General features: G+C 65.7%; 27 protein-coding genes and 1 tRNA gene. 22 read left to right on the forward strand and 6 right to left on the reverse strand.

Annotated elements, in window-relative coordinates; genetic code table 11:
* Nucleotides 1-166: 166 nt before the first annotated feature.
* On the reverse strand, nucleotides 167-493 hold the full coding sequence (locus AC1Q9M_RS16995) for a helix-turn-helix domain-containing protein (RefSeq protein WP_492434754.1): 327 nt from the start codon (nucleotides 491-493) through the stop codon (nucleotides 167-169).
* 94 nt (nucleotides 494-587) lie between these two features.
* Between AC1Q9M_RS16995 and AC1Q9M_RS17000 the strand changes: the two genes are divergently transcribed.
* The 16 genes from AC1Q9M_RS17000 to AC1Q9M_RS17075 all read left to right on the forward strand — a co-directional run bounded on the left by AC1Q9M_RS17000 (nucleotide 588) and on the right by AC1Q9M_RS17075 (nucleotide 14,322).
* On the forward strand, nucleotides 588-860 hold the full coding sequence (locus AC1Q9M_RS17000) for a hypothetical protein (RefSeq protein ID WP_492434756.1): 273 nt from the start codon (nucleotides 588-590) through the stop codon (nucleotides 858-860).
* Between the two features lie 244 nt (nucleotides 861-1,104).
* On the forward strand, nucleotides 1,105-3,012 hold the full coding sequence (thrS, locus tag AC1Q9M_RS17005) for a threonine--tRNA ligase (RefSeq protein ID WP_492434758.1): 1,908 nt from the start codon (nucleotides 1,105-1,107) through the stop codon (nucleotides 3,010-3,012).
* 63 nt (nucleotides 3,013-3,075) lie between these two features.
* Nucleotides 3,076-3,732 carry a translation initiation factor IF-3 gene (infC, locus tag AC1Q9M_RS17010; RefSeq protein WP_444691250.1) on the forward strand — a complete coding sequence of 219 codons (657 nt, stop codon included), beginning with the start codon at nucleotides 3,076-3,078 and terminating at the stop codon, nucleotides 3,730-3,732.
* 185 nt (nucleotides 3,733-3,917) lie between these two features.
* Entirely contained in the window at nucleotides 3,918-4,121 is a 204-nt protein-coding gene (gene rpmI / locus AC1Q9M_RS17015) for a 50S ribosomal protein L35 (protein ID WP_159596967.1), read from the forward strand.
* 25 nt (nucleotides 4,122-4,146) lie between these two features.
* Nucleotides 4,147-4,506: a 50S ribosomal protein L20 gene (rplT, locus tag AC1Q9M_RS17020; protein ID WP_086120609.1), complete on the forward strand. Its 360-nt coding sequence runs from the start codon at nucleotides 4,147-4,149 to the stop codon at nucleotides 4,504-4,506.
* Nucleotides 4,507-4,627: 121 nt separating this feature from the next.
* Nucleotides 4,628-5,680: a phenylalanine--tRNA ligase subunit alpha gene (gene pheS / locus AC1Q9M_RS17025; protein WP_492434760.1), complete on the forward strand. Its 1,053-nt coding sequence runs from the start codon at nucleotides 4,628-4,630 to the stop codon at nucleotides 5,678-5,680.
* Between the two features lie 9 nt (nucleotides 5,681-5,689).
* Nucleotides 5,690-8,125 (forward strand): phenylalanine--tRNA ligase subunit beta, encoded by a 2,436-nt coding sequence (gene pheT / locus AC1Q9M_RS17030; RefSeq protein WP_492434763.1) that lies wholly within the window; start codon nucleotides 5,690-5,692, stop codon nucleotides 8,123-8,125.
* Between the two features lie 25 nt (nucleotides 8,126-8,150).
* On the forward strand, nucleotides 8,151-8,477 hold the full coding sequence (locus AC1Q9M_RS17035) for an integration host factor subunit alpha (protein WP_297402608.1): 327 nt from the start codon (nucleotides 8,151-8,153) through the stop codon (nucleotides 8,475-8,477).
* Between the two features lie 191 nt (nucleotides 8,478-8,668).
* Complete coding sequence (locus AC1Q9M_RS17040; protein WP_291112894.1) at nucleotides 8,669-9,121, forward strand: MerR family transcriptional regulator; 453 nt, start codon at nucleotides 8,669-8,671, stop codon at nucleotides 9,119-9,121.
* Between the two features lie 36 nt (nucleotides 9,122-9,157).
* A tRNA-Pro gene (locus tag AC1Q9M_RS17045) sits at nucleotides 9,158-9,234 on the forward strand.
* Between the two features lie 304 nt (nucleotides 9,235-9,538).
* Nucleotides 9,539-10,126 carry a hypothetical protein gene (locus tag AC1Q9M_RS17050; protein ID WP_291112896.1) on the forward strand — a complete coding sequence of 196 codons (588 nt, stop codon included), beginning with the start codon at nucleotides 9,539-9,541 and terminating at the stop codon, nucleotides 10,124-10,126.
* A complete protein-coding gene (locus AC1Q9M_RS17055) occupies nucleotides 10,123-10,416 on the forward strand; it encodes an HPr-rel-A system PqqD family peptide chaperone (RefSeq protein WP_291112898.1) in 294 nt (97 codons plus the stop codon). The genes AC1Q9M_RS17050 and AC1Q9M_RS17055 overlap by 4 nt, the downstream gene beginning before the upstream one ends.
* Nucleotides 10,401-11,333: an HprK-related kinase A gene (locus tag AC1Q9M_RS17060; RefSeq protein WP_492434766.1), complete on the forward strand. Its 933-nt coding sequence runs from the start codon at nucleotides 10,401-10,403 to the stop codon at nucleotides 11,331-11,333. Before AC1Q9M_RS17055 ends, AC1Q9M_RS17060 begins: the two co-directional genes overlap by 16 nt.
* Nucleotides 11,330-12,436, forward strand: a complete 1,107-nt coding sequence (locus AC1Q9M_RS17065) for a nucleotidyltransferase domain-containing protein (protein WP_492434768.1) — start codon at nucleotides 11,330-11,332, stop codon at nucleotides 12,434-12,436. Before AC1Q9M_RS17060 ends, AC1Q9M_RS17065 begins: the two co-directional genes overlap by 4 nt.
* Before the next feature lie 32 nt (nucleotides 12,437-12,468).
* On the forward strand, nucleotides 12,469-13,194 hold the full coding sequence (locus tag AC1Q9M_RS17070) for a S1C family serine protease (protein WP_382157355.1): 726 nt from the start codon (nucleotides 12,469-12,471) through the stop codon (nucleotides 13,192-13,194).
* A gap of 9 nt (nucleotides 13,195-13,203) precedes the next feature.
* Entirely contained in the window at nucleotides 13,204-14,322 is a 1,119-nt protein-coding gene (locus tag AC1Q9M_RS17075; RefSeq protein ID WP_382325211.1) for an NAD(P)/FAD-dependent oxidoreductase, read from the forward strand.
* On the opposite strand, the gene AC1Q9M_RS17080 is transcribed toward AC1Q9M_RS17075, so the two are convergent.
* Entirely contained in the window at nucleotides 14,323-15,408 is a 1,086-nt protein-coding gene (locus tag AC1Q9M_RS17080) for a quinone-dependent dihydroorotate dehydrogenase (RefSeq protein WP_382326549.1), read from the reverse strand.
* Nucleotides 15,409-15,446: 38 nt separating this feature from the next.
* On the opposite strand from AC1Q9M_RS17080, the gene rpiA reads away from it, so the two are divergent.
* The gene (rpiA, locus tag AC1Q9M_RS17085) at nucleotides 15,447-16,118 is read left to right on the forward strand and encodes a ribose-5-phosphate isomerase RpiA (protein ID WP_382325207.1); all 672 of its coding nucleotides are present in this window, start codon (nucleotides 15,447-15,449) and stop codon (nucleotides 16,116-16,118) included.
* Nucleotides 16,119-16,151: 33 nt separating this feature from the next.
* Here rpiA and AC1Q9M_RS17090 read toward each other — a convergent pair whose 3' ends face one another.
* The 3 genes from AC1Q9M_RS17090 to AC1Q9M_RS17100 form a co-directional block, all read right to left on the reverse strand.
* Nucleotides 16,152-16,811, reverse strand: a complete 660-nt coding sequence (locus AC1Q9M_RS17090) for a DUF4124 domain-containing protein (RefSeq protein WP_492434772.1) — start codon at nucleotides 16,809-16,811, stop codon at nucleotides 16,152-16,154.
* Between the two features lie 31 nt (nucleotides 16,812-16,842).
* On the reverse strand, nucleotides 16,843-18,924 hold the full coding sequence (locus tag AC1Q9M_RS17095) for a M3 family metallopeptidase (protein ID WP_492434774.1): 2,082 nt from the start codon (nucleotides 18,922-18,924) through the stop codon (nucleotides 16,843-16,845).
* Nucleotides 18,925-19,000: 76 nt separating this feature from the next.
* Nucleotides 19,001-19,477, reverse strand: a complete 477-nt coding sequence (locus AC1Q9M_RS17100; protein ID WP_291112915.1) for a YhbY family RNA-binding protein — start codon at nucleotides 19,475-19,477, stop codon at nucleotides 19,001-19,003.
* 44 nt (nucleotides 19,478-19,521) lie between these two features.
* On the opposite strand from AC1Q9M_RS17100, the gene AC1Q9M_RS17105 reads away from it, so the two are divergent.
* The 5 genes from AC1Q9M_RS17105 to AC1Q9M_RS17125 all read left to right on the forward strand — a co-directional run bounded on the left by AC1Q9M_RS17105 (nucleotide 19,522) and on the right by AC1Q9M_RS17125 (nucleotide 25,057).
* On the forward strand, nucleotides 19,522-20,193 hold the full coding sequence (locus AC1Q9M_RS17105) for an RlmE family RNA methyltransferase (RefSeq protein ID WP_444686712.1): 672 nt from the start codon (nucleotides 19,522-19,524) through the stop codon (nucleotides 20,191-20,193).
* Nucleotides 20,194-20,337: 144 nt separating this feature from the next.
* Nucleotides 20,338-22,257, forward strand: coding sequence for an ATP-dependent zinc metalloprotease FtsH (ftsH, locus tag AC1Q9M_RS17110; protein WP_382157368.1), 1,920 nt, complete (start codon nucleotides 20,338-20,340; stop codon nucleotides 22,255-22,257).
* Between the two features lie 71 nt (nucleotides 22,258-22,328).
* On the forward strand, nucleotides 22,329-23,159 hold the full coding sequence (folP, locus tag AC1Q9M_RS17115) for a dihydropteroate synthase (protein WP_492434777.1): 831 nt from the start codon (nucleotides 22,329-22,331) through the stop codon (nucleotides 23,157-23,159).
* Between the two features lie 66 nt (nucleotides 23,160-23,225).
* Complete coding sequence (gene glmM, locus AC1Q9M_RS17120; protein ID WP_382157372.1) at nucleotides 23,226-24,569, forward strand: phosphoglucosamine mutase; 1,344 nt, start codon at nucleotides 23,226-23,228, stop codon at nucleotides 24,567-24,569.
* Nucleotides 24,566-25,057: a GNAT family N-acetyltransferase gene (locus AC1Q9M_RS17125; RefSeq protein ID WP_382325195.1), complete on the forward strand. Its 492-nt coding sequence runs from the start codon at nucleotides 24,566-24,568 to the stop codon at nucleotides 25,055-25,057. The genes glmM and AC1Q9M_RS17125 overlap by 4 nt, the downstream gene beginning before the upstream one ends.
* Before the next feature lie 4 nt (nucleotides 25,058-25,061).
* Here AC1Q9M_RS17125 and AC1Q9M_RS17130 read toward each other — a convergent pair whose 3' ends face one another.
* Nucleotides 25,062-26,264: an exo-beta-N-acetylmuramidase NamZ family protein gene (locus tag AC1Q9M_RS17130; protein WP_492434780.1), complete on the reverse strand. Its 1,203-nt coding sequence runs from the start codon at nucleotides 26,262-26,264 to the stop codon at nucleotides 25,062-25,064.
* Between the last annotated feature and the right edge of the window lie 7 nt (nucleotides 26,265-26,271).

Genomic DNA, 26,271 nt, shown 5'->3' on the forward strand with positions numbered 1-26,271 from the left:
ATAGGGTTCTTACGTGGGTCAGCTTTAAATGGAAATTGCAGCTCTAACTGGGTCAGTTTTCAGCGGAAGACAACAGGCTCCACTTACGACGTGTTCGCTGGCTGCGCAAGGCCTGCCCAAGTGCCTGATCTGATTCCAATCGGCTGCTCGTGCTGTGACGCTCGGGCTAGACGAGCTCATTTATCCAAGTCGAGATCAGTGTCCCACGTTGCTTTACGGGCACTTTCTTGAGCGCCATCAGCAAGCTCGCTACATCGTTCTCCTCGCAGTAGAGATACGCCAGCGGCACACCGAGCGCCTTCGCGATATTGCGTGCAGTGTCCAACGGGGGCTCATGGTTTCCCAACTCATAGCGGCTGATCCGCGCCCGGCTCGACGACTCGTCGATGCCTATCAGCACACCTAACTTCTCTTGAGACCACCCCAATTCTTCTCGTCGAGAGCGGATGCGCTGCCCGACGAGATTTGTGGTGTGACCAGACTCTGAAACCATGTCACGAGTCTCGTAACTTGGTAATATTCTGTCGTCACGAAAAACGTGACATTTTTATGGCTTTGTTTTTTCCAAAGTGCAAGGGACCTCCAGAATGGCCATCAAACTTTTCCTCCGCAACGCATTCACGCGCCAGCGCAACCGCAAAGACTTTGCTGTTCGCATGTCCGTCCTCGCCTCTCGGGCGCTCGACCGGCTCAATCAGTTTGCCGTCTCGGTGGAGCGCCAAACGGATCAAGAGAAAGGGCTCGCGTTCAGGTCGGAGAGCCCGAAGGCGCTCCGCGACGAGGTGGAGCAGCGGTTCGAGGCGCTTTGCGAGACGCTCGGCGAGCTGCAAGCCGTGGCGAACCAGCACTGCAAGCGCTGAGCCTTGCGCCGCAAGCCTGCTCTGGCGGGCGAGGGCAGACCCTAGCCGGCGTTTTGTGGGAAAATGCCCGTTCTTCTTCTGTATCCACAAGAGCGAGAAAGGCAATCTGGTTATGACACCGCGAACTATGGAGACCACCTCCACGGCCCTCTGAGGCCTGCAGTTCGCGCCTGCCCGATTGATTTCCTTTTCACCCCACACCAGCGCGGCCCCTGCCGCGCTTTTTTGTTTTCTGGACCTCCCCATGTTGCACATCACGCTCCCCGACGGCTCCCAACGCGAATACTCCGGCCCGGTCACGGTCGCCGACGTGGCGGCCTCGATCGGCACCGGCCTGGCCAAGGCCGCCCTGGCCGGCAAGATCGGCGACAAGGTGGTGGACACCAGCTACCTCATCACGCAGGACAGCCCGCTGTCCATCGTCACGGCGAAGGACGCTGATGGCCTGGAGGTGATCCGCCACTCGACGGCGCACTTGCTGGCCTACGCCGTCAAGGAGTTGTTTCCCGATGCGCAGGTGACCATCGGCCCGGTGATCGAGCACGGCTTCTTTTACGACTTCTCGTACAAGCGCCCCTTCACGCCCGAGGATCTGGTGGCGATCGAAAAGCGCATGGCCGAGCTGGCCGCCAAGGATGAGCCAGTGGTGCGCCGCGTGCTGCCGCGCGACGAGGCCGTGGCCTACTTCAAGGGCCTGGGCGAGCACTACAAGGCGGAAATCATCGCCAGCATCCCCAGCAATGAAGACGTGTCGCTGTACCGCGAGGGCGCTTTTGAAGACCTGTGCCGAGGCCCGCACGTGCCCAGCACCGGCAAGCTCAAGCATTTCAAGCTGATGAAGGTGGCGGGCGCCTATTGGCGCGGCGACCACCGCAACGAGATGCTGCAGCGCATCTACGGCACGGCCTGGGCGACCAAGGACGAGCTGCAGCAGTACCTGACCATGCTGGAAGAGGCCGAGAAGCGCGACCACCGCAAGCTGGGCCGCGAGCTGGACCTGTTCCACATCGACGAGCACTCGCCCGGCACCGTGTTCTGGCACCCCAAGGGTTGGACGGTGTGGCAGGAGGTGGAGCAGTACATGCGCCGTGTGTACCGCGAGAACGGCTACCAGGAGGTGAAGGGGCCGCAGATCCTGGATCAGGGCCTGTGGGAGAAAACCGGCCACTGGGACAAGTACCGCGAGAACATGTTTGTCACGGAGTCGGAAAAGCGCGACTACGCGCTCAAGCCGATGAACTGCCCCGGGCACATCCTGATCTTCAAGCAAGGCATCAAGAGCTACCGCGACCTGCCGCTGCGCTTCGGTGAGTTCGGCCAGTGCCACCGCAACGAGCCTTCGGGCGGGCTGCACGGCATCATGCGGGTGCGCGCCTTCACGCAGGACGATGGCCACATCTTCTGCACGGAAGACCAGATCCAGGCGGAGGTGGTGGCCTTCACCACGCTGCTGCAGAAGGTCTACAAGGACTTCGGCTTCACCGACATCATCTACAAGCTCTCCACGCGTCCGGAAAAGCGCATTGGCACGGAAGAGAGCTGGGATCGCGCGGAAAAAGCGCTGGCCGAAGGCCTGCGCACCTCGGGCTGTGATTTCGAGTACCTGCCGGGCGAGGGCGCCTTCTACGGTCCGAAGATCGAATACACCCTCAAGGACGCGCTGGGCCGCCCCTGGCAGTGCGGAACGATGCAGGTCGATCCGAACCTGCCCGAGCGCCTGGGCGCGGAATACGTCGGGGAAGATGGCTCGCGCCACACCCCCATCGTGCTGCACCGCGCCATCGTGGGCAGCCTTGAGCGTTTCATCGGCATCCTGATCGAGCAGCACGCCGGCGCGTTGCCCACCTGGCTGGCGCCGGTGCAGGTGGCGGTGCTCAACATCACCGATTCCCAGGCCGAATACTGTCTGGAAATCGCGAAAACTCTGCAGAATCAAGGGCTTAGGGTGACGACGGACCTGCGCAACGAGAAAATTACGTATAAAATACGGGAGCACGCGTTGCAAAAGCTGCCTTTTATCCTTGTCGTGGGCGACAAAGAGAAAGAAGCTGGTGCCGTGGCTGTGCGGGCGCGAGGGAACAAAGACCTCGGTGTCATGCCGCTGGAAGCCTTTTCCAAATTGATCGCGGCTGACGTTTCATCCAAAGTTTGATTTCAAACATCTGGCTGGATGCCCCTGCTGCCATGGCGCACTTCGTGTGCGTGAGGCGGCCGGGTGGCCGCCAATTCGCCTGAACCGGCCCACACAAAGGAACTCACCATAGCTACCAACTTTCGCGACCGCCGCCAACGTGAAGAGCGCGCACACAGACTGAACCGGGAAATCATGGCCCCTGAGGTTCGCCTCAACGGCCCCGAGAACGAGCCCTTGGGCATCGTCAGTTTGCAGGAAGCGCTGCGCATGGCCGGTGAGCTGGATGTGGACCTGGTCGAAATCGCGGCCACTGCCGTCCCTCCGGTGTGTCGCCTGATGGACTACGGCAAGTTCAAGTACCAGGAGCAGAAGAAGGCGGCGGAAGCCAAGGCCAAGCAGACGGTCATCGAGATCAAGGAAATCAAGTTCCGGCCCGGTACCGACGACGGCGACTACAACATCAAGATGCGCAACATCCGGCGCTTTCTGGACGATGGTGACAAGTGCAAGATCACGCTGCGGTTCCGCGGCCGTGAGATCACCCACCAGGATCTGGGGCTGGCCCTGCTGAACCGCATTCGCGATGAGTTGGCCGATTCGATCGTGGTGGAGCAGTTTCCCAAGCTCGAAGGGCGCCAGATGATCATGATGATCGCGCCCGGCCGCAAGAAGGCCGGTGGAGCGGCCAAACCCGCCGAGGCCGCTGCAGCGCCTGCGGCAAGCCAGTCGGCCGCCTGAGGGCGGTTGGCGGCCAAGAACAGCATTGGACGGGCAGGGTAGTCTCCTGTCGGTCCGAGGCGCTGGCTGAAAAGCCGGACGCCGAATCGGGGAGCCGAAAGGCTGCCCATAAAAGTGGCTCGGGGCCAACAAGTCCGCGGAAGGTTCGCGGCGCCTCACGAGCACAAATGAAAAGGAGCATGAAGATGCCCAAAATGAAGACCAAGAGCAGCGCGAAAAAGCGTTTTCGCGTTCGTCCCGGTGGCACCGTCAAGCGCGGTCAAGCCTTCAAGCGTCACATCCTGACCAAGAAGACCACCAAGAACAAGCGCCACCTGCGTGGAGCAGTCACCGTGCATGAGACCAACATGGGTCACATGGCACAGATGCTGCCCGGCACGGGCATTTGATCAACGACGAACAAGGAGAACACACATGCCTCGCGTCAAACGTGGTGTAACGGCTCGCGCCCGACACAAAAAGGTTCTGGCTCTGGCCAAAGGTTTCCGCGGCCGCCGCGGCAACGTCTTCCGCATCGCCAAACAGGCGGTGATGAAGGCTGGGCAATATGCCTACCGCGATCGCCGCACGAAAAAGCGCGTCTTCCGTCAACTGTGGATCGCCCGTATCAACGCTGGCGCCCGTGCTTGCGGCCTGACGTACAGCCAATTCGCCAACGGCCTGAAGAAGGCTCAGATCGAAATCGACCGCAAGGTGCTGGCCGATCTGGCGGTGAACGATCCGGCTGCCTTTGGCAGCATCGTGGAGCAAGTCAAAGCCAAGCTGGCCGCTTGATTCACGGCAGGAGCGCGCCGCCTCACGGCGGTGTGCCCCGTCGCTCAAAGGGGTTGAGGCTTGAGGGATTCCCTCGCTGGCTTCAACCCCTTTTTTATTTCCCAACGATTCAAGCACACACATGAACGAGTTGGACGCATTGGTCGAGAGCGCCCGTGCCGGGTTTGTTCAAGCCGCCACGCCGGCCGATCTGGAAAACGCCAAGGCCCAGTACCTGGGCAAGTCGGGCCGCATCACCGAGCTGATGAAGGGCCTGGGCGCGCTCTCCGTGGAAGAGAAGAAGACCCGTGGCGCGGCCATCAATCAGGCCAAGCAGGCGATCGAAGGCGCCTTGGCCGAGCGGCGCCAGGCCCTGGCCGATGCCGAGTTGCAGGCGCAACTCAAGGCCGAGGCGCTCGACGTGACCTTGCCCGGTCGCCAGCGCGGCCAGGGGGGCCTTCACCCGGTGAGCCTGACGCTGGAGCGCATCGAAGCGATCTTCGGCTCGATGGGCTTCGAGGTGGCCGATGGCCCCGAGATCGAATCCGACTGGTTCAACTTCACCGCCCTGAACACGCCGGAAGACCATCCCGCGCGTTCGATGCACGACACGTTCTACGTGGAGGGGGGCAGCGAGAAGGCGCCCAACCTCCTGCGCACGCACACCAGCCCGATGCAGATCCGCCACGCGGTGCAGCACGTCAAGCGCCACCGCGCCGACCTGGATGCGGGGCGTTCCATGCCCGAGATCCGCGTGATCGCGCCCGGCCGCACCTACCGGGTGGACAGCGATGCGACGCACTCGCCGATGTTCCACCAGTGCGAAGGCCTGTGGGTCGGTGAGAACGTCAGCTTCAAGGACCTGAAGTACGTCTTCACGGATTTCTGCCGCACCTTCTTCGAGTCCGACGATCTCGTGCTGCGCTTCCGCCCCAGCTTCTTTCCGTTCACCGAGCCCAGCGCCGAGATCGACATCCAATTCCAGCACGGTCCCCTGGCGGGGCGCTGGCTGGAGGTGGCGGGCTCCGGCCAGGTGCACCCGAACGTGGTGCGCAACATGGGCCTGGATCCCGAGCGCTACATCGGCTTCGCTTTCGGCATGGGGCCGGACCGCCTGACCATGCTGCGCTACGGGGTCAACGACCTGCGTCTGTTCTTCGACGGTGACGTCCGTTTTCTCGCCCAGTTCCGCTGAGACCACGACATGCAATTTCCCGAATCCTGGCTGCGTGCCTTCTGCAATCCACCCCTGACCAGCCAGCAACTGGCCGACACCCTGACCATGGCGGGTCTGGAGGTCGAAGAGCTGGAGCCGGTGGCGCCACCGTTCACCAAGGTGGTGGTGGGCGAGATCAAGGACGCCGTGCAACACCCCAATGCCGATCGCCTGCGCGTGTGCCAGGTGGACGTGGGGCAGGGCAGTCTGCTCAACATTGTCTGTGGTGCACCCAATGCCCGCGTGGGCATCAAGGTGCCCTGCGCGCTGGTGGGGGCCGAGCTGCCACCCGGTGAAGACGGCAAGCCGTTCCAGATCAAGCTGGGCAAGCTGCGCGGCGTGGAGAGCCAGGGCATGCTGTGCTCGGCGCGCGAGCTCAAGCTGTCCGAAGACCATGGCGGTCTGCTGGAGCTGCCGGCCGACGCGCCCGTGGGGCGTGACATCCGCGAACAGCTCTCGCTGGACGACATGCTGTTCACGCTCAAGCTCACGCCCAACCTCGCGCATTGCCTGAGCGTGTACGGCATTGCCCGCGAGGTGTCGGCGCTCACCGGCTCGCCTCTGATCGAGCCGGCGTTTCCGGCGGTGGCGGCACCGCTGCAGGATCGCCTGCCGGTGCGCGTGGAAGCCCCCGACCTGTGTGGCCGTTTCACCGGGCGCATCGTGCGTGGCGTGAACACCCGCGCCACCACGCCGGCCTGGATAGTCGAGCGGCTGGCGCGTTGCGGCCAGCGCAGCGTCTCGCCGCTGGTGGACATCTCCAACTACGTGATGTTCGAACTGGGCCGCCCGTCCCACATCTTCGATCTCGACAAGATCCATGGTGGGCTGCAGGTGCGTTGGGGTCGGGAAGGCGAATCGCTCAAGCTGCTCAATGGCAACACGGTCGCGGTGGACGCGCAGGTTGGTGTGATCGCGGACGATCAAAGCGTTGAATCGCTGGCCGGCATCATGGGCGGCGACTCCACGGCGGTGTCGGACGACACGCAGAACATCTACATCGAAGCCGCCTTCTGGTGGCCCAAGTCCATTGCGGGTCGGTCACGCCGCTACAACTTCTCCACCGACGCCGGTCACCGGTTCGAGCGGGGTGTGGACCCGTCCACCACGCGCGAGCACGTGGAGCGCATCACGCAGCTGGTGCTGGACATCTGCGGTGGTCAGGCCGCTGTGCTGGACGACCACGTGGTGCAACTGCCCACGCCGCAACCCGTGAGCCTGCGGGTGGCGCGCGCGGCCAAGGTCATCGGCATGCCGGTCGACCAGGCCCAGTGCGCGGGTGCCCTGCGCCGCCTGGGCTTGCCAGTGGAAGAGGGCGATGGCGTGCTCACGGTCATGCCGCCCGCCTACCGTTTCGACCTGCAGATCGAAGAAGACCTGATCGAAGAGGTCGCCCGCATCGTCGGCTACGAGAAGTTGCCCGACACGCCGCCGCTGGCGCCCATCACGGCCAAGATCCGCACCGAGGCGCGCCGCGGTCCGTTTGCGGTTCGCCGCAGCCTGGCGCAGCTGGGCTATCAGGAAACCATCAATTTCAGCTTCGTGGAAGAGCGTTGGGAGCGCGAACTGGCCGGCAATGCCGATCCGATCCGCCTGCTGAACCCGATCGCCAGCCAGATGAGCGTGATGCGCTCGTCTTTGCTCGGCAGCTTGCTGTCGGTCCTCAAATTCAACCTGGATCGGCGGACCGATCGCGTGCGCCTGTTCGAAGTTGGGCGTGTGTTCTTCAAGGACGCCTCCATCGTCGAGAGCGACACGACCGTGGCCGGCTTCCGCCAGCCCATGCGCGTGGCTGGCCTGGCCTACGGTGCCACCGACACGCTTCAATGGGGCACCGCTGAGCGCGCCGTGGACTTCTTCGATGTGAAGGGCGACGTGCAGGCCTTGCTGGCCCCGCGCCGGCCCGAGTTCAAGGTGGCCGAACACCCGGCGATGCACCCGGGGCGCTGCGCCAGCGTCTGGCTGGACGACCGCTGCATCGGCCATGTCGGTGAACTGCACCCCCGCTGGCGCCAGGGCTACGAGGTGGCGCAGGCCCCGGTGCTGTTCGAGCTGGAGCTCGATGCCGTGCTGGACCGCCCCGTGCCGGCCTACCAGGCGGTGAGCCGCCACCAGGCGGTGGAGCGCGATCTGGCCATCGTGGTCAAGGAGTCGGTGACCCACGCCGCCGTGCTGGAGGCGATCCGCGCGCCGGCGAGCCCCTGGCTGCGCGACGTCGTGCTGTTCGACGTGTACCGGCCCAAGAAGCAGGCGTCGTCCGAGAGCACGCCCCCGGGGTCGTTGGCCGCGGATGAAAAAAGCCTGGCGGTGCGGCTGGTGCTCAACCGCGACGACGCTACACTGACCGAAGAGGACATCGACGCGACCGTCAACGCCGCCGTCGAGGCGGTGGCCCAGCGAGTGGCTGGCCGGTTGCGCGCCTGATACGAACAATATGGAGAATGCCCGCATGGAACTCGCTGTGGAAAGCCTGGAAACGCCTGCCCTGACCAAGGCACAGCTCGCGGAGCTGCTGTTCGACCAGATTGGCCTGAACAAGCGCGAATCCAAGGACATGATCGATGCCTTCTTCGATCTGATCACCGACAGCCTGGTGAACGGCACCGACGTGAAGATTTCCGGTTTCGGCAATTTCCAGATCCGCACCAAGGCGCCCAGGCCCGGGCGCAACCCGAGAACGGGTGAGCCCGTGGCCATCGAAGCGCGCCGCGTGGTGACCTTTCACGCCAGTCCCAAGCTCAAGGAACAGGTGCAGACCGCCATCATTGGTGGTTGAGCGCACCCTGGGACGGCAACGGCCGATCGGCCGCCACTGCGGTCTTCACAACACAAAACGCCCCGATTTGGGGCGTTTTTGTTGGTGGGCGCAGCCGTTGCAACATTTCACACGGAAATGTTCACCATGCCGTGCACACACGCACCAGTTAGAGTAGATTTCAAGGTTCGGTCCGTACCGCCTTGATTTTCATGGAAAAAACGCTTCCACCCATTCCCGCCAAACGCTACTTCACCATTGGTGAAGTGGGCGAGCTGTGTGGCGTCAAGCCGCACGTGCTGCGGTACTGGGAGCAGGAGTTCACGCAGCTCAGGCCCATGAAGCGGCGCGGCAATCGCCGTTATTACCAGCACCATGAGGTGTTGATGATCCGCCGCATCCGCGAGCTTCTGTACGACCAGGGCTTCACCATCAGCGGTGCACGCAACAAGCTGCAGGAAATCGTTCAGGCCGAGCGCGACAAGCGCCGCAACGAGGAAGATGAAGCCATCGATGTGATCGACCTCGATGAAGTCGTTCATGGTGACGTGGTGATCCCCTTGATCGAAGCCGAGTACCCCGTGCACACCGGTTCGGGTGGCCTCCTGCACGACGTTCGGCGTGAACTGCTTGAAATTCGTGAGCTTCTGAGGCACTCTGCCTGATTTGCCCTCATTTGGACGCTATAATTTGAGGCTTGTCGGCGTGTAGCGCAGCCTGGTAGCGCACTTGCATGGGGTGCAAGGGGTCGCGAGTTCGAATCCCGCCACGCCGACCATTTTTACGAAAGCCCGGAATCGAAAGATTCCGGGCTTTTCTGTTTTTTGTTCCTGCGGAAAAACCGAATCCCAAGAAAATCAAAACGCTTTGCGCACTTGTTGAGAAAGTGCTGTCAAATCGTCACACGGGTCTGACAGAATTCTCCCCATTTTGAGGGAGCGCCAAACCGGCAATATGTCCGCTTTTGACCCGTATTTGCTTACTTTTTGTTGCGCGTGGTCTATACTTACGCTACCAAAGGCTCAAGCACCCATTGGGCTTCCATCCGCACCTGGGCCTGTCTTGCAAGAGAGGTAAACAAGATGATCGATTCTTCCACTCCGTCTCAGCAACCCGCTTCTGGCGTGTCGCGTCGCCGTCTGGTGCGCGCAGGCCTGTCGGCTGCTCCTGTGATGGCCGCCTTGAAGAGCAACAGCGTGCTGGCTGGTGACCATACCTGCATCCGCCCGTCGTCGTTCTCGTCGCTGGCCGCCGCGCACATGAAGGTCAGCCAGGGGCGTGCGATCAAGACCGACTACGAATGCAAGTCGCATGGCTACTGGAAGAACAGCGAAGCGGGCCTGGCCACGAAGTTCAAGGAAACCAAGTTCCTGTCCACGACCACGGGCTTCACGCGCGATCCCGGCAACGTCTACGGCAAGATGACGATCCAGGAAGTGCTCGACCAGGGCGGCAACCGCAACAACGCGGCATTGGCGCGCCATGTGGCGGCCGCTTTCCTGACGGCCACCGCATTCAACAACGACTCGACGCGCGTGCTCTTGACCAAGAGCCAGTGCCGCGCGATCTGGAATGGTCAAGGTGTGTGGTCGCCCTTTGCGGGGACGACCTGGACGCTGTCGCAGACGATGGCCTACTTTGACATGATCTACGGTCCAGCCTTCCTGTGACCCTGGCTCAGGCTCAGGTCAACTTCGGTTGTGCCCGGGCCGATCATTTCGCGATTCAGCATTGGCCGGATGGTGTGGTCGTGTACGACGACGCCAGCGGCAGTCTCCACGCGCTGACGCCCATCGCTGGCGAGGCGTTTGGCCTGATCCAGGCTGGGCAGGCCCGCGATGCCCAAAGCCTCGCCCAAGCCATGGGCCTTGTCGAGCCCGCGGCCGAGGAACTGGACATGCTGCAGTCCTTGCTTGTGCAATTCGAGTCCATGGGTCTGGTCGAGTGCACGCAGGGGTAAGGTCCACGCAGGCGCTGGCCGCACTCCCTCCAGCGGAACTGGCGCACCGCCTGCGTTCCGACGGTCTCTTTCTGCGCGTCCCCCCCTTTGTCATGCACATCCGCAGCCCCATTCCGGTGGTCGCGCAGGGCTTGCAGGCGCTCTATCCCGACCATGAGGTGTTGACGGGGGAAGACGTTTTTGCCGACTTCCACGTAAAGGTGAAGCCCAAGCGCCACCTGCTCAAGACGGTCTGTGTGTTCGAGATGGACGGCTTCCAGCCGTTCACGCCCCTGGCGTACGGCGAGGCGTTCGCGTTTCTGGAGTGGGGCATGAACTGGTGCGTGACCAGCTATTGCCACACCTGGATCACGATCCATTCGGCGGTGCTGGAGCGGGGCGGGCGGGTGCTCGTCCTGCCAGCGCCACCGGGCTCGGGCAAGAGCACGCTGTGCGCGGCCCTCATGCTGAGTGGCTGGCGTCTGTTGTCCGACGAAATGGCCTTGCTCGATCCGGTGTCGGGCCTGGTGACTCCGTCGCCGCGCCCGGTGAGCCTGAAGAACGAGTCGATCGAGGTCATCCGGAAACGGGCGCCCAATGCGAACTTCGGCCCCGTGGCCCGGGACACGATGAAGGGCACGGTGGCCCACATGCGCATTTCGCCGGACAGCCTCGCGCGCGCAGACCAGCCGGCCCGGCCGGCCTGGGTGATCTTCCCCCAGTTCAAGCGAGAGGCCCCGCTGACCGTGGAAGCGCGTCCCAAGCCCAGCGCGCTGGTGGAGCTCGCGTCCAACAGTTTCAACCACCACGTGCATGGGCGTGCTGGCTTTCAAGCCTTGGCGGCGCTGGTGGACGAGTGCGGCTGCCATGACTTGCAATACGGCCACCTCGACGAGGCCATCGCCTGGTTCGAGGCCCTCGCCGCCACACCCGCATGACGCTGCCCCGCATCGATACCCTCGTGGCGGCCCTGAAACGGCCGGACAGCCTGGGCGCCTTGGGCCCAGGCGCCTGGGACCTGCTCATTCGTCAGGCCCGTCAGGCCGACGTGCTCGCCCGCATCGGCAGCGGTGCCCAGGCCACGGGCGATTGGGATGGTTTGCCAGCGGCGCCCCGACGGCATCTTGGCTCGGCCATGGCGCTGGCGGCCCGACAGCACACCGAGCTGCGCTACGAGGTGGTCGAGATTGCGCGCGCGCTGGAGCCCATGGGTTTGCCGGCGGTGCTGCTCAAGGGCGCGGCCTACACCATGGCCGGGCTGGATGCCTCGCGGGGCCGCATGGTGTCGGACGTGGACATCCTGGTGCCCAGGCAGCGCCTGGCGGAGGTGGAGTCGGCGCTGATGATGGGTGGATGGGTGTCCATGAACCGAGACGCCTACGACCAGCGCTACTACCGCACCTGGATGCACGAGCTGCCGCCGCTCAAGCACATGAAGCGTGGCACGGTGCTCGATGTCCACCACGCCATCATGCCGCTGACGGCTCGGCTCAAGCCCGACTCCGGCCTTCTGCTGGCCAGTGCCCGGCCGGTGGGTGACGATCCGCGGATCCAGGTGCTGTGCCCGGCCGACATGGTGCTGCACAGCGCGGCGCACCTGTTCCACGAGGGCGATCTGGAGCTGGGTCTTCGGGGTCTGGTCGATCTGGAGGCGTTGCTGCGTGAGTTCGCCGCGAATCCGGACTTCTGGCCCGAATTGCTTGCGCGGGCTCGCGCCTTGCAACTGGAATGGCCGCTGCACCAGGCCTTGCGCTATGTCGGCCTGCTGCTCGATGCGCCCATCCCCCCGGCGGTGACCGAGGCGCTGCGCGCCAGCCCCGGTGTGCGCATGGCGCCCTGGCGCCAGCGCATGATGGATGCGCTCTTCCTGCGCGCCTTGCGCCCCGCCCATGCGTCGGCATCGGATGCATGGACGCCCACCGCCCGGTTCGTCCTGTACCTGCGCGGTCATTGGCTGCGCATGCCGCCGGTCATGTTGATATGGCATCTGTTGCGCAAGCTGGTCAAATCGATGCGGGCCGAGCCCGTGGACGCGAAATGAAACGACGCCTTTTCCATGCTTTGGGCCTCGGGATGATCGCTCTCCTGGGCGGGGCCGGCGCCTGGGCGGGGTTGGCCGACACGGTGGTGCGCGTGAAGCCGTCGGTGGTGCTGGTCGGCACGTTCAGGACCACGGACAACCCGCGGTTTCAACTGCGGGGCGCGGGCTTTCTGGTCGCGCGCGGTGATCTGGTGGTGACCAATGCCCATGTGCTGCCGTCGGAGGCCGACGAGGCGTCGCTGGTGGTCCAGGTGCGCGTGGGGCAAGGCGATTGGCAGATGCGCACGGCCACGGTGCTGGAGACCGATGTGGCGCGCGACCTGACGCTGCTGCGCGTGTCGGGCGCGCCCGGGCCCGCGCTCAAGATCGGCGATTCCCGGCGCGTGAGAGAGGGCGATGACCTGGCCTTCATGGGTTTTCCGATTGGAGGCTCATTGGGGTTCTCGCACGTCACGCACCGCGCGACCGTGTCCACCATCACCTCGGCGGCGTTGCCCAGCCCGTCGGCAGAGCGGCTGCGCGAGCAAGCCATCCGCAGCCTGCGCAATGGCACTTTCGACATCTTCCAGCTCGACGCCACAGCCTACCCGGGCAACAGCGGCGGGCCTTTGTTCGATCCGGACACGGGCGAGGTGATGGGGGTGATGAACATGGTGCTCATCAAGAACACGCGCGAGTCGGCGCTGAGCCAGCCCTCCGGCATCTCGTATGCCATTCCCGCGCGTTATGTGCAGGAACTGGTGGATCGCCACCGCTGAGGCCTTCCCATGAGCGCTGCGATCGAACAGGTCGATGCCCTGGTGGTGGGCGCCGGTGTGGTGGGGCTCGCCGTGGCGCGTGCCCTGGCGCTGGCGGGGCGCGAGGTGATGGTGCTCGAGAGCGAGGCCGACATCGGCACGGGCACGAGTTCGCGCAACAGCGAGGTCATTCACGCCGGTATCTACTACCCGGCGGGCTCGCTCAAGGCGCAACTCTGCGTTCAGGGCAAGCAGGCCCTGTACGCCTATTGCGCGGAGCGGGGCATTGCCCATCAGCGTTGCGGAAAGCTGATCGTGGCCAACACGGCTTCGCAGCTGGCGGCGTTGCCATCGATCATCGAGAAGGCCCGCGCGAACGGGGTGCACGACCTGCGGCTGCTCAACCGCGAGCAGGCGCGTGAACTCGAACCAGAACTGGAGTGCCTGGGCGCGGTGCATTCACCTTCCACGGGCATCGTGGACAGCCATGGCCTCATGCTCTCGCTGCAAGGCGATCTGGAGCACGCGGGCGGCATGGTGGTGTGCCACGCGCAGGTGGATCTCCTTGCCGCGACCGATGTCGGCATCGACGTGCAGACCCGCGACGGCACGCGCCTGCGGGCGCGCACGGTGATCAATGCCGCCGGGCTCGGCGCCTGCGATCTGGCCCTGCGCGTCCGCGGACTGGCGGCCGACCACGTGCCCAGGGCCTGGTTCGCCAAGGGCAACTACTTCACCTTGTCGGGCCGATCCCCTTTTGAGCATCTGATCTACCCCGCGCCCGAGCCGGACAAGCACCTGGCCGGTCTGGGCGTGCACCTCACGCTGGATCTGGGTGGACAGGCCAAGTTCGGGCCGGACGTGCAGTGGGTCGATCGGGCCGACGACCTGCAGGTGGACCCGGCCCGGGGTGAGGCGTTCTATGCGGAGGTCCGCCGCTACTGGCCCGGCCTGCCCGAAGGTGCCTTGCAGCCGGGCTATGCGGGCATGCGGCCCAAGATCAGCGGGCCGCATGAGCCGGCGGCCGACTTCGTGATCCAGGGGCCGGCGGTGCATGGGGTGCCGGGGCTGGTCAACCTGTTCGGCATCGAGTCCCCGGGCCTGACCAGTTGCCTGGCCATCGCGGACCAGGTGGTTGCGTTGGCCTGATCAGCTGTCGGCCAGGGCCTGGATTGCCCGCGCCGATTCCCAGACCAGGGAGGGGCCCTGGTAGATCAGGCCGGTGTAGATCTGCACGATGTTGGCACCCGACTGGATCTTGCTCACCGCATCGTCCGCGCTCATCACGCCGCCCACGCCCACGATGGGAAAGCTCTTGCCCAGGCAGGCGCGCAGCTGGCGGATCACGCGGTTGCTGGCCTGCAGCACGGGGGCGCCCGACAGGCCCCCGGTTTCCTGGGCGTGCGGCAGGCCCGCGACCGCTTCGCGGCTCAATGTGGTGTTGGTCGCGATCACGCCGAAGGCGCTGGTGGCCACGCCATCGCTGTCGGCGCCGTAGCGCATCAGCGTGGTGGCGATGATCTCGACCTGCGTTTCGTCCAGGTCCGGCGCGATCTTCACGAACACCGGGATGCGGCGTCCATGGCGCTGTGCCAGCAGCTCGCGCCGCTCCGCGACGGCGCCGAGCAGGGCGTCCAGGGCCTCATCGCTCTGCAGGCTGCGCAGGTTCTGCGTGTTGGGGCTGGAGATGTTGACGGTGACGTAGTCGGCGTGGGGGTAGACCCCATCGAGGCAGATCAGGTAGTCGTCGATCGCGCGCTCGATCGGCGTGCTGGCGTTCTTGCCGATGTTCAGGCCCAGCAGCATGGGGCTCACGCCCTTCTGTTGGCGAAAGCGCGCCTGTTTCACGTTGGCGATGAACGCGTCCAAGCCTTCGTTGTTGAAACCCAGGCGGTTGATCAGCGCCTGGGCCTTGGGCAGGCGGAACATGCGGGGCTTGGGGTTGCCGGCCTGGGCCTTGGGCGTGACGGTGCCCACCTCCACGAAGCCGAAACCCATGGCGGCCAGGCCGTCGATGCAGCGCGCGTTCTTGTCCAGCCCGGCGGCCAGTCCCACGCGGTTGGGGAACTGCAGACCTGCCAGCGTGTACGGGTCGTGCACCCGAGGTTCGCCATACAGGCAGGTCAGCGGCGAATGCTGCAGCCGGGCGATGGAGCCCAGGGTGAGTTCGTGGGCGGCTTCGGGGTCCAGACCGAACAGAAAGGGGCGTGCGACAGCGTAGGGAAGAAGCGACATTGGATAATCCGACTTGTTGTTCCAACCGATTGTCTCAAATGACCCAAGACGAACTCAAAGCCCTGGTGGGCCAGGCCGCCCTGCAATACGTGACCCCGGGCGACATCGTGGGGGTCGGCACCGGCTCGACCGTCAACAAGTTCATCGACGCGCTGGCCGGCATGAAGGACCAGATCCCGGGCGCCGTGTCGAGCTCGGAGGCGTCCACCGCGCGCCTGAAGGCGCTGGGCATCCCGGTCTTCGAGGCCAATGCCGTGGGCGAACTCTCGGTCTACATCGACGGCGCGGACGAGATCGACGGCCAGGGCCACATGGTCAAAGGCGGCGGCGCCGCGCTCACGCGGGAGAAGATCGTGGCCGCGCAATCGCGCCGCTTCGTCTGCATCGCCGACGACTCCAAGCTGGTGAAGGTGCTGGGCCGCTTCCCCTTGCCGGTGGAGGTGATTCCCATGGCGACGGCCCGGGTGGTGCGCCAGTTCGCGCAGATGAGCGGTACCGCCCAGGTGCGGATGAAGGATGGCGCTCCCCTGGTCACCGACAACGGCCAGCACATCCTGGATGTGACCGGCCTGCAGATCACCGACCCGCTGGCGTTCGAGAGCCAGGTCAACCAATGGCCGGGCGTGGTGACGGTGGGGGTGTTCGCCCACCAGAAGGCAGGCGTGTGCCTGCTGGGCACGCCGGATGGCGTGAAGACGCTGACGTTCTGAGAGAGTGGGCCGCCGCCGAAGGCGGCCCGGTGATCAGAAACGGATGCCGGCGGGGTTCTGCGGGGGCGGCGTCACGGGCACTTCGGCCGGTGCGGAGGGCGCTGCGGGTTGCTCGCGCGTGGCAGAAGACGCACCTGCCGCTTCAGCAGGCCGCGCCGTTGCCACCAGAGGCGTGGCGGCCGGGCGGCGGTAGCTGGAGGGCAGGGCGGATTGCTTGGGGTAACCGGCGGCGTCCAGGAACTGCGACCACTCGGTGTCCGAATAGCCCTTGATCTGCTGGCTGCCGATGGTCAGGAACGGCAGAGAGGCCTCGCCGCTGAGCCGCTTGAGCGCTTCAGCATCCTGTGGCGTCTCGACCGTCTTCTCGCTGTAGGGAATGCCACGCGCATTGAGCAGGTTGCGCCCGCTGTTGCACGGTGCGCAGTCGCGACCGGTGTAGAGCGTGACCGGGTAGCGGCTGCTGGTCTGGCGCAGTTCAAAGGGCAATTGGGCGCTTGCGCCGGCGGAGGCGCCCGCCGCCGTGCCGCCCACGGGCCGTGCCGGGGTGGTCGCCGGCGGTGGTTGGTCGGAGTAGGTGACCTTGCCATCCGGCCCCACGATCCGGTAGACGCCTTGCGCGAGCACGGGTGCGGCGAGCAGGCCGTACAGCACGGCCAGGGCAAGCAGTCGGGGCGCGGGGCAACGGGCGTTCATGGCGGTTCCTATCGGCAGGCCACGGGACAAATCAAGCCATGCCCTGGTGGCGCAGCAGGGCGTCGATGCTCGGCTCGCGGCCTCGGAAGGCCTTGAACGATTCCATGGCCGGGCGGCTGCCGCCGGCTTCCAGGATCGCCTGACGATAGCGGCGCCCCGTGGCGACGTCCAGCGTGCTGTGGCCATTTTGCAGCGCCGCTTCCTCGAAGGCGGCGTAGGCATCGGCCGACAGCACTTCGGCCCATTTGTAGCTGTAGTAGCCCGCGGAGTAACCGCCGGCGAAGATGTGGCTGAAGGTGTGCGGCGTGCGGCTGTAGGCCGGCGGTTGCAGCACGGCCACTTCGTCGCGCACCTGTTGCTGCAGCGCCAGAATGGCCGCACCACTGGCGGCGGGCTCGGGCAGGCTGTGCAGCAGCATGTCGAACAGCGAGAACTCCACCTGGCGCAGCGTCTGCAGGCCGCTCTGGTAGTTCTTGGCGGCCAGCATCTTGTCGAACAGCGCGCGCGGCAGCGGCTCGCCGGTGTCCACGTGGGCCGTCATGTGCTTGAGCACATCCCACTCCCAGCAGAAGTTCTCCATGAACTGGCTGGGCAGCTCGACCGCGTCCCACTCCACGCCGCTGATGCCGGAGACATCGCGCTCGTTCACTTTCGTGAGCATGTGGTGCAGGCCGTGGCCGAACTCGTGGAACAGGGTGATGACGTCGTCGTGCGTGAGCAGCGCAGGCTTGCCGTTCACCCCCTCGGCGAAGTTGCAGACCAGGTGCGCCACCGGCGTTTGCAGCACGCCCGTGTCGGGTCGCAGCCAGCGCGCGCGCACATCGTCCATCCAGGCGCCGCCCCGCTTGCCGGTGCGGGCGGCCGGGTCCAGGTAAAACTGCCCGACCAGCTCGGTGCCCTGAGGCCCCGAGCGCTCGATGCGGTAGAACGCCACGCCCGGGTTCCACACGGGTGCCTGGTCGGGGCGGATCGCCACCTCGAACAGGGTCTCGACGATCTGGAACAGACCGGCCAGCACCTTGGGGGCGGTGAAATAGGGTTTGACTTCCTGCTCGCTGAAGGCGTAGCGCGCTTCCTTCAGCTTCTCGCCGATGTAGGGCCAGTCCCAGGCCTGGGGATCGTTCAGGCCGAGTTCGGTGGCCGCGAATTCGCGCAGGTCGGCCAGGTCTTTCTCGGCGTGGGGCCGGGCCTTGGCGGCCAGGTCGCGCAGGAAGGCGATCACCTGCTCGGGTGATTCGGCCATCTTGGGCACCAGCGACACGTCGGCGTAGTGGCGGTAGCCCAGCAGGCGGGCCTCTTCGTGGCGCAAGGCGAGCAACTCGCCCATGATCGCGGTGTTGTCGAACTTGGTCGCCTCGCCAGCGGCCTGATCGCTGGCGCGGGTGGCGTAGGCGCGGTAGAGCTTCTCGCGCAGCGGGCTGCTGTGGGCGAACTGCATCACCGGCAGGTAGCAGGGCATCTTCAGCGTGAGCTTGTGGCCGGTCTTGCCGTCGGCCTGGGCCGCCGCGGCGGTGGCCTGGAGTACGTCGTCGGGCACGCCGGCCATCTCGTCGGCCGTGGCGATCAGCGAAAAGGCGTCGGTGGCGTCCAATGCGTTTTCGCTGAACTTCTGGGCCAGTTCGGCCTGGCGTTCCTGCAGCCAGGCAAAGCGGGCCTTGGCCTCGCCTTCCAGGGCCGCGCCACCCAGCACGAAACCGCGCATGGCGTTGTGGTGGGCCTGGGCCTGTTCGGCATTGAGCGTGGCGGGGTTCATGGCCTTGTACTTGGCGTACAGGCGCTCGTCGGCACCCAGCCGCGTCCAGAACTCGGTGACCTTGGGCAGCGCCTCGTTGTAGGCCGCGCGCAGCTCGGGGGTGTCGGCCACGCTGTTGAGGTGGCTCACCGCGCCCCAGGCGCGCGACAGGCGCTCCGCAGGCACGTCCAGCGTGAGGGAAATCCGGGCCCAATCGTTGGGAAAACCGGGTGCCGTGACCTCTTCCAGCGCCGTACTCGCGGCCTGCAGCAGCAGGTCCATCGCGGGCCCCACCGCCGCGGGCGTGATCGCATCGAAGCGGGGCAGGTCGCTGAAGTCGAGCAGGGGATTGAGGGTGGCTGGGGCGGTTCGGTCGTTCATGCGTTCTCAGATGTGGCGGTATGAGGGAAGTTCAAGGCGCGGCCCTGCACGAACGGGGAGCCAGAGGCTATCGCGGCTATTGGGATTGCGCGCTCTTCTTCACGCTCTTTTTCATGACCTTGGCGCGCTTGACCTGGCCACCGGGCGTGAGGCGCTGGTTGCCCAGCACGCGCACCACCTTGACCTCGGGGCGCTGGCCGCCGCGCTTGCTGAATTTCAGCACCTTGACGTCGCGCGGGCCCGGCTTGCGGTCCTCGTCGACGACTTTTTCCTTCTCCGGCATGGGGCGCCAGAGCACCAGCAGCTTGCCGATGTGCTGGATCGGCGCAGCGTCCAGCTCGTCGGCCAGGGTCTGGAGCATGGCTTCGCGGGCGGTGCGGTCGTCGTTGAGCACCCGGATCTTGATCAGGCCGTGGGCCTTGAGCGCGGCATCGGCTTCTTTCTTCACCGAGGCGCTCAGACCGTCACCCCCGATGTGGACGACGGGATCGAGGTGGTGGGCCTCGGCTCGGTGGACTTTGCGCTGGGCGGGGGTGAGTGTGATCTGGGGCATGTGACAATTATCGTTTACACAGACCCCAGGCGTCCCTCATGGGCATGAAAGTCAAAACACAGAGCAAGAAGGTCAACAAGGCCTGGCTCAACCAGCACGTCAACGACCCGTACGTGCGCCTGGCGCAGAAGGATGGCTACCGTGCGCGGGCGGCCTACAAGCTGCAGGAAATCGATGAAACGCTGGGGCTGGTGCGGCCCGGACAGGCGGTTGTCGATCTGGGTTCCACGCCCGGGGCCTGGAGCCAGTACCTGCGCCGCCGGCTCAGCCCGAACGGGGCGGCCGTGGGCGAATTGCACGGCACCATCGTCGCGCTGGACATGCTGCCCATGGAGGCGGTGGAAGGCGTGCACTTCATCCAGGGCGATTTTCGCGAGGCGGCGGTGCTGGCTGAGCTGGAGCAGTCCCTGGTGGACCGGGGTGTGCAGCAGGTCGATCTGGTGGTGTCGGACATGGCGCCCAACCTCTCGGGCATCGGCATGACCGACGCCGCCCGGATCTCCGATCTGGTCGAACTCGCGGTGGATTTTGCCGTTCATCACCTCAAACCCGACGGTGCGCTGGTGGTCAAACTGTTCCATGGCGGGGCCTATGACCCCATGGTGGCGCTGTTTCGCGAGACCTTTCGCACGGTCAAGGCGGTCAAACCCAAGGCCTCCCGGGACAAATCCTCGGAAACCTTCCTGGTGGGACTGGGTCTCAAAAAGGTCGGTTGAGGGGCTTGACGCCCTGGCGCCATTGAAAAATGCCAACCCTTTGATTGACATTGCCACGTCATGCCCCAGGGGCATGGGGGCTTGAAAGTCCTAGAATGGGAAACATATGAGCTTGTCAGTCACTATCGTCTCCAGGAGCTGCACTTGAACAACCAGTGGTTTTCGAAAATCGCCGTGTGGATGGTCATCGCCATGGTGCTTTTCACCGTCTTCAAGCAGTTCGACACGCGCTCCGCGGCGGGTTCGGGTTACATGGGGTATTCCGAGTTCCTCGACGAGGTCAAAGCCCAGCGCATCAAGAGCGCCACCATCCAGGAAGGCCAGGGCGGCACCGAAATCGTGGCCATCACGCAGGACGACCGTCGCGTGCGCACCACCGCCACCTACCTCGACCGCGGCCTGGTGGGCGACCTGATCAACAACAACGTCAAGTTCGACGTGCGTCCGCGCGAAGAGAGTTCGCTGCTCATGACCCTGCTGGTCAGCTGGGGACCGATGCTGCTGCTGATCGGCGTCTGGATCTACTTCATGCGACAGATGCAGGGCGGCGGCAAGGGCGGGGCGTTCAGCTTCGGCAAGAGCAAGGCCCGCATGCTCGACGAGAACAACAACACCGTGACCTTCGCCGACGTGGCGGGTTGCGACGAGGCCAAGGAAGAAGTCAAGGAAGTCGTGGACTTCCTGAAAGACCCGGCCAAGTTCCAGAAGCTGGGTGGGCGCATTCCGCGTGGTCTGTTGCTGGTCGGCCCGCCGGGCACCGGCAAGACGCTGCTGGCCAAGGGCATTGCCGGTGAAGCCAAGGTGCCGTTCTTCAGCATCTCGGGTTCCGACTTCGTGGAAATGTTCGTCGGCGTGGGCGCGGCCCGCGTGCGCGACATGTTCGAGAACGCCAAGAAGAACGCGCCCTGCATCATCTTCATCGATGAAATCGACGCCGTGGGCCGCCAGCGTGGCGCGGGCCTGGGCGGTGGCAACGACGAACGCGAACAGACCCTCAACCAGATGCTGGTGGAGATGGACGGTTTCGAGACCAACCTGGGCGTGATCGTGGTCGCCGCGACCAACCGCCCGGACATTCTGGACGCCGCCTTGCTGCGCCCGGGCCGCTTCGACCGCCAGGTCTATGTGACGCTGCCCGACATCCGCGGCCGCGAGCAGATCCTGAACGTGCACATGCGCAAGGTGCCGCTGGGCACCGACGTGAACGCCAGCGTGATCGCGCGTGGCACGCCGGGCATGAGCGGTGCCGATCTGGCCAACCTCTGCAACGAAGCCGCCCTGATGGCCGCGCGCCGCAACGCGCGCGTGGTGGAGATGCAGGACTTCGAGAAGGCCAAGGACAAGATCTTCATGGGCCCCGAGCGCAAGAGCATGGTCATGCCCGAGGAAGAGCGCCGCAACACGGCGTACCACGAGTCGGGCCACGCGCTGATCGGCAAGCTGCTGCCCAAGTGCGACCCGGTGCACAAGGTCACCATCATCCCGCGCGGCCGCGCGCTGGGCGTGACCATGAGCCTGCCCGCGCAGGACCGCTACAGCTACGACAAGGACTACATGCTGAACCAGATCAGCATGCTGTTCGGTGGCCGCATCGCCGAAGAAGTGTTCATGAACCAGATGACCACCGGCGCTTCGAACGACTTCGAGCGCGCGACCACCATCGCCCGCGACATGGTGATGCGCTACGGCATGACCGACGCGCTGGGCCCGATGGTCTACGCCGAGAACGAAGGCGAAGTGTTCCTGGGCCGTTCGGTGACCAAGACCACCAACATGAGCGAGTCCACCATGCAGAAGGTGGACGCCGAGGTGCGCCGCATCATCGACGCCCAGTACAAGCTGGCGCGCGACCTGATCGAGCAGCACAGCGACAAGATGCACGCCATGGCCACCGCGCTGCTGGAATGGGAAACCATCGACGCCGACCAGATCGACGACATCATGGCCGGCAAGCCACCGCGCCCGCCGAAGGACTGGACGCCGCGCAACCCCTCGGTGGGTGGTGGTGGTGGCAGCGGAGGCACCCCGGCGGTGACCACCGACCCCACACCCTCGGCCGCCTGAGCGGCGCGGATTCTTCATGCACATACGGGGCTTCGGCCCCGTTGTCGTTTCTACCGTTCTTTTGTTTTCCCATGCGCTGGCAAACCACCCGTTTCGATATCGACCTCACGAGCCCGCGCGTCATGGGCATCGTCAACGTCACGCCCGATTCGTTTTCCGATGGCGGGCTGCATGCCGGCACAGCCGCTGCGCTGCGGCATTGCGAGCAGTTGCTGAAGGAGGGCGCCCACATCCTGGACATCGGCGGTGAATCGACGCGCCCGGGCAGCCCGGCGGTGCCGCTGGAGGAGGAACTGGCGCGCGTGCTGCCCGTGGTCCGGGAGGCGGTGCGCCTGGACGTGCCGGTCTCGGTGGACACCTACAAGCCCGAGGTGATGCGGGCGGTGCTCGACGCGGGGGCTGACATCGTCAACGACATCTGGGCCCTGCGGCGCGGTGACGCGCTGCAGGCGGTGGCGGCGCACCCGGGATGCGGCGTGTGCCTGATGCACATGCACCGCGATCCCCAGACCATGCAGGTGGCCCCCATGGAAGGCGACGTGTTGCCCGACGTGCTCGCCTTCCTGGCCGAACGAGCCGGCGCGCTGGTGGCGAACGGCGTGGCGCGCGAGCGCATCGTGCTCGACCCCGGCATCGGTTTTGGCAAGACCGTGGCCCAGAACCTGAGCCTGCTGGCCCGCCAGGCGGAGTTGTTGCCCCTGGGTTATGCCCTGCTGGCCGGCTGGTCGCGCAAGTCCACACTGGGTGCGGTCACCGGCCACGAGAGGCCCGCCGACCGCGCGGCGGCCAGTGTGGCGGCGGCCTTGCTGGCGGTGGAGCGCGGTGCGCGCGTGGTGCGTGTGCACGACGTGCGTGACACGGTGGACGCGCTCAAGGTCTGGCAGGCATTGCAAATCAGCTGACCGTCAGGGCCGCCCGCGATAATGGGGGGACCCGAATCCCACAACAAGAGAGAGGACAGGAGCAACATGGCCCGCAAATACTTTGGCACCGACGGCATCCGAGGCACCGTCGGGCAGGCCCCCATCACCCCCGATTTCGTGTTGCGCCTGGCGCATGCCGTGGGACGCGTGTTGCGGCGCACCGAGGCACACCCCACCGTGCTGATCGGCAAGGACACGCGCATTTCCGGCTACATGCTGGAGTCGGCGCTCGAATCGGGTTTCAACTCGGCGGGGGTGGACGTGGTGCTGCTCGGCCCGGTGCCCACGCCCGCGGTGGCTTACCTCACGCGGGCGCAGCGCGCCAGCCTGGGGGTGGTCATTTCGGCCAGCCACAACCCGTTTGCCGACAACGGCATCAAGTTCTTCAGCGCCCAGGGCGCCAAGCTGCCGGACGACTGGGAGCTGGCGGTCGAGGCCGCGCTGGAAGAGCCACCCGTGTGGGTGGAATCGGCCTTGCTGGGCAAGGCGCGCCGGCTGGACGACGCGGCCGGCCGCTACATCGAATTCTGCAAGAGCACCTGCGCCTACCACCTCACGCTCAAGGGCCTGAAGATCGTGGTGGATGGCGCCAATGGGGCGGCTTACCAGATCGCGCCCGCCGTGTTCCACGAGCTGGGTGCCGAGGTCATCAAGATCGGTTGTTCGCCCGATGGCCTGAACATCAACCACCACGTGGGTGCCACCCACCCGCAGGCCTTGCTGGAGGCCGTGAAGGCCCACGGCGCCGACTACGGCATCGCGCTCGATGGCGATGCCGACCGCATCCAGATGGTCGATGCCCAGGGGCGCCTCTACAACGGCGACGAACTGCTGTACCTGATCGTGGCGGACCGCATCGCGCGCGACGAAGACGTGCCGGGTGTGGTGGGCACGCTCATGACCAACATGGCGGTGGAGGTCGCGCTCAAGTCGCGCGGCGTGAAGTTCGTGCGCGCCAAGGTGGGCGACCGGTACGTGCTGGAAGAACTCGAGCGCCATGGCTGGATCCTGGGCGGCGAAGGATCCGGCCACCTGCTGGTGCTGGACCGCCACACCACCGGCGACGGCCTGGTGTCGGCCCTGCAGGTGCTGCACGCCTGCGTCGACAGCGGCAAGACCATGGCCCAGTTGCTGGCCGACGTGACGCTGTTCCCGCAGACCCTGATCAACGTGCGGCTCAAGCCCGGTCAGGACTGGAAGACCAACACCTTCCTGGACGAAGAGACGCGCGCGGTGGAGGCCGAACTGGCCGACAGCGGCCGCGTGCTGATCCGCGCCAGTGGCACCGAGCCCCTGCTGCGCGTGATGGTGGAAGCGCGCGACGCCAAGCAGGCCCAGGCCTGCGCGGAGCGTCTGGCCGCCGCGGTGCAGGCACAGGTGCCGGCGTGACCACGGCCGACATCACCACGCTGCGCGCCGACTACGCCAACCCCGCGCACGCGGCGGCGCTGGTCCTGCTGCTCGATGCCTACGCCAGCGATCCTGCGGGTGGTGGGCAGGGGTTGTCGGCCTTTGCCAAAGCGAACCTGGTGGCCAGCCTGGCGGCGCGGCCGCAGGCCTACAGCGTGCTGGCCTTTGACGGCGGGCAAGCGGTGGGCCTGGTGAATTGCATCGAAGGCTTTTCCACCTTCGCCTGCAAGCCGCTGGTGAACGTGCACGACGTGGCCGTGCTGGCCAGCCACCGGGGTCGCGGCATTGCCGAGCAGATGCTGGCCCAGGCCGAGTTGATCGCGCGCGAGCGCGGCGCGGTGAAGCTCACGCTGGAGGTGCTGTCCGGCAACCAGCCCGCCATGCGCCTCTACGAGCGCATCGGTTTTGCCGGTTACCAGCTCGACCCGGCCATGGGCAGCGCCCAGTTCCTGCAGAAATGGCTCTGAGCGCTCAGTAGAGCAGGTGGGGCCGGCGCGCGTCGGCCCAGGCGGCTTCGTCGGCCGCCGCCGTGGCGTCCAGCACATCGGGCGCTGCCGATACATCGTCCACCCACTCGCGCAACAGCGGCCCGCCGTTGATGAGGTCGATCGCCAGCCGGTCGTGCTCGTACTCGTAGGCGAAATCCCGCCACAGCGGGTAGTCCGGCGCCTGCAGCCGCAAGGCCCGGAACGCCAGCGCCTGCAGGCGCCAGGGCTTGAAGGCCGCGTGGTCGTAGTGAGTCGGGTCCTCCACATGGATCTGCACGCCCGCGCACAGCTGGCCCACGTGCTTGTGGAAGGTGGGCTCGAAGAAACACTCGCGCAAGACGCAGCCCCCGATCCACTGCGGAGCCAGGCCCTGCATGTCGGAGACCAGGCGGCGGGTGTCGATGCCGGGCGCACCGAAGAGCTCCAGGGGTCGCGTGGTGCCCCGGCCCTCGCTGAGCGTGGTGCCTTCGAGCATCACGGTGCCGGCGTAGGCGCGCGCCATCGACAGGTTGGCCGCGTTCGGGCTGGGGTTGACCCAGGTGCGGCCTTCGGGCCAGCCGAACCCCGGTGCCGCCTCGGGCTGCCAGCCGGCCATGGTGATCACGCGGTACTCCAGCTGCAGGCCGAGCGTGGCGATGAACCAGTGGCCCAGCTCGCCCATGGTCATGCCATGGCGCATGGGCATGGGACCGGCGCCCACGAAGCTTTCCCAGCCTTCGCGCAGCGTGAGGCCTTCGATGGGGCGGCCCGCCGGGTTGGGGCGGTCGAGCACCCACACCGCCTTGCCGTGCCGCGCGGCGGCCTCCAGCACATAGCGCAGCGTGGTGATGAAGGTGTAGATGCGGCAGCCGAGGTCCTGCAGGTCGACCAGCAGCACGTCGAAGCTGTCCATCATGGCGTCGGTTGGCCGCCGCACCGTGCCGTAGAGGCTGAACACCGGGATGCCCAGCCGGGGGTCGTTGAAGTCGGGCGACTCGACCATGTTGTCCTGCTTGTCGCCGCGCAGGCCGTGTTGCGGGCCGAAGGCGGCGCTGAGCCGGACGTCGGGCAGGGCGGCCAGGGCGTCCAGCGAATGCGTCAGGTCGCGCGTGACCGAGGCCGGGTGCGCGAGCAGGGCCACGCGCCGGTCTTTCAAGGGGGCGCGCAGGGCAGGGTCTTGCAGGAAACGTTCGATGCCGAATTGCATGGGGTCT

It is taken from the genome of Hydrogenophaga sp. GW823-FHT04C09, assembly GCF_058796355.1.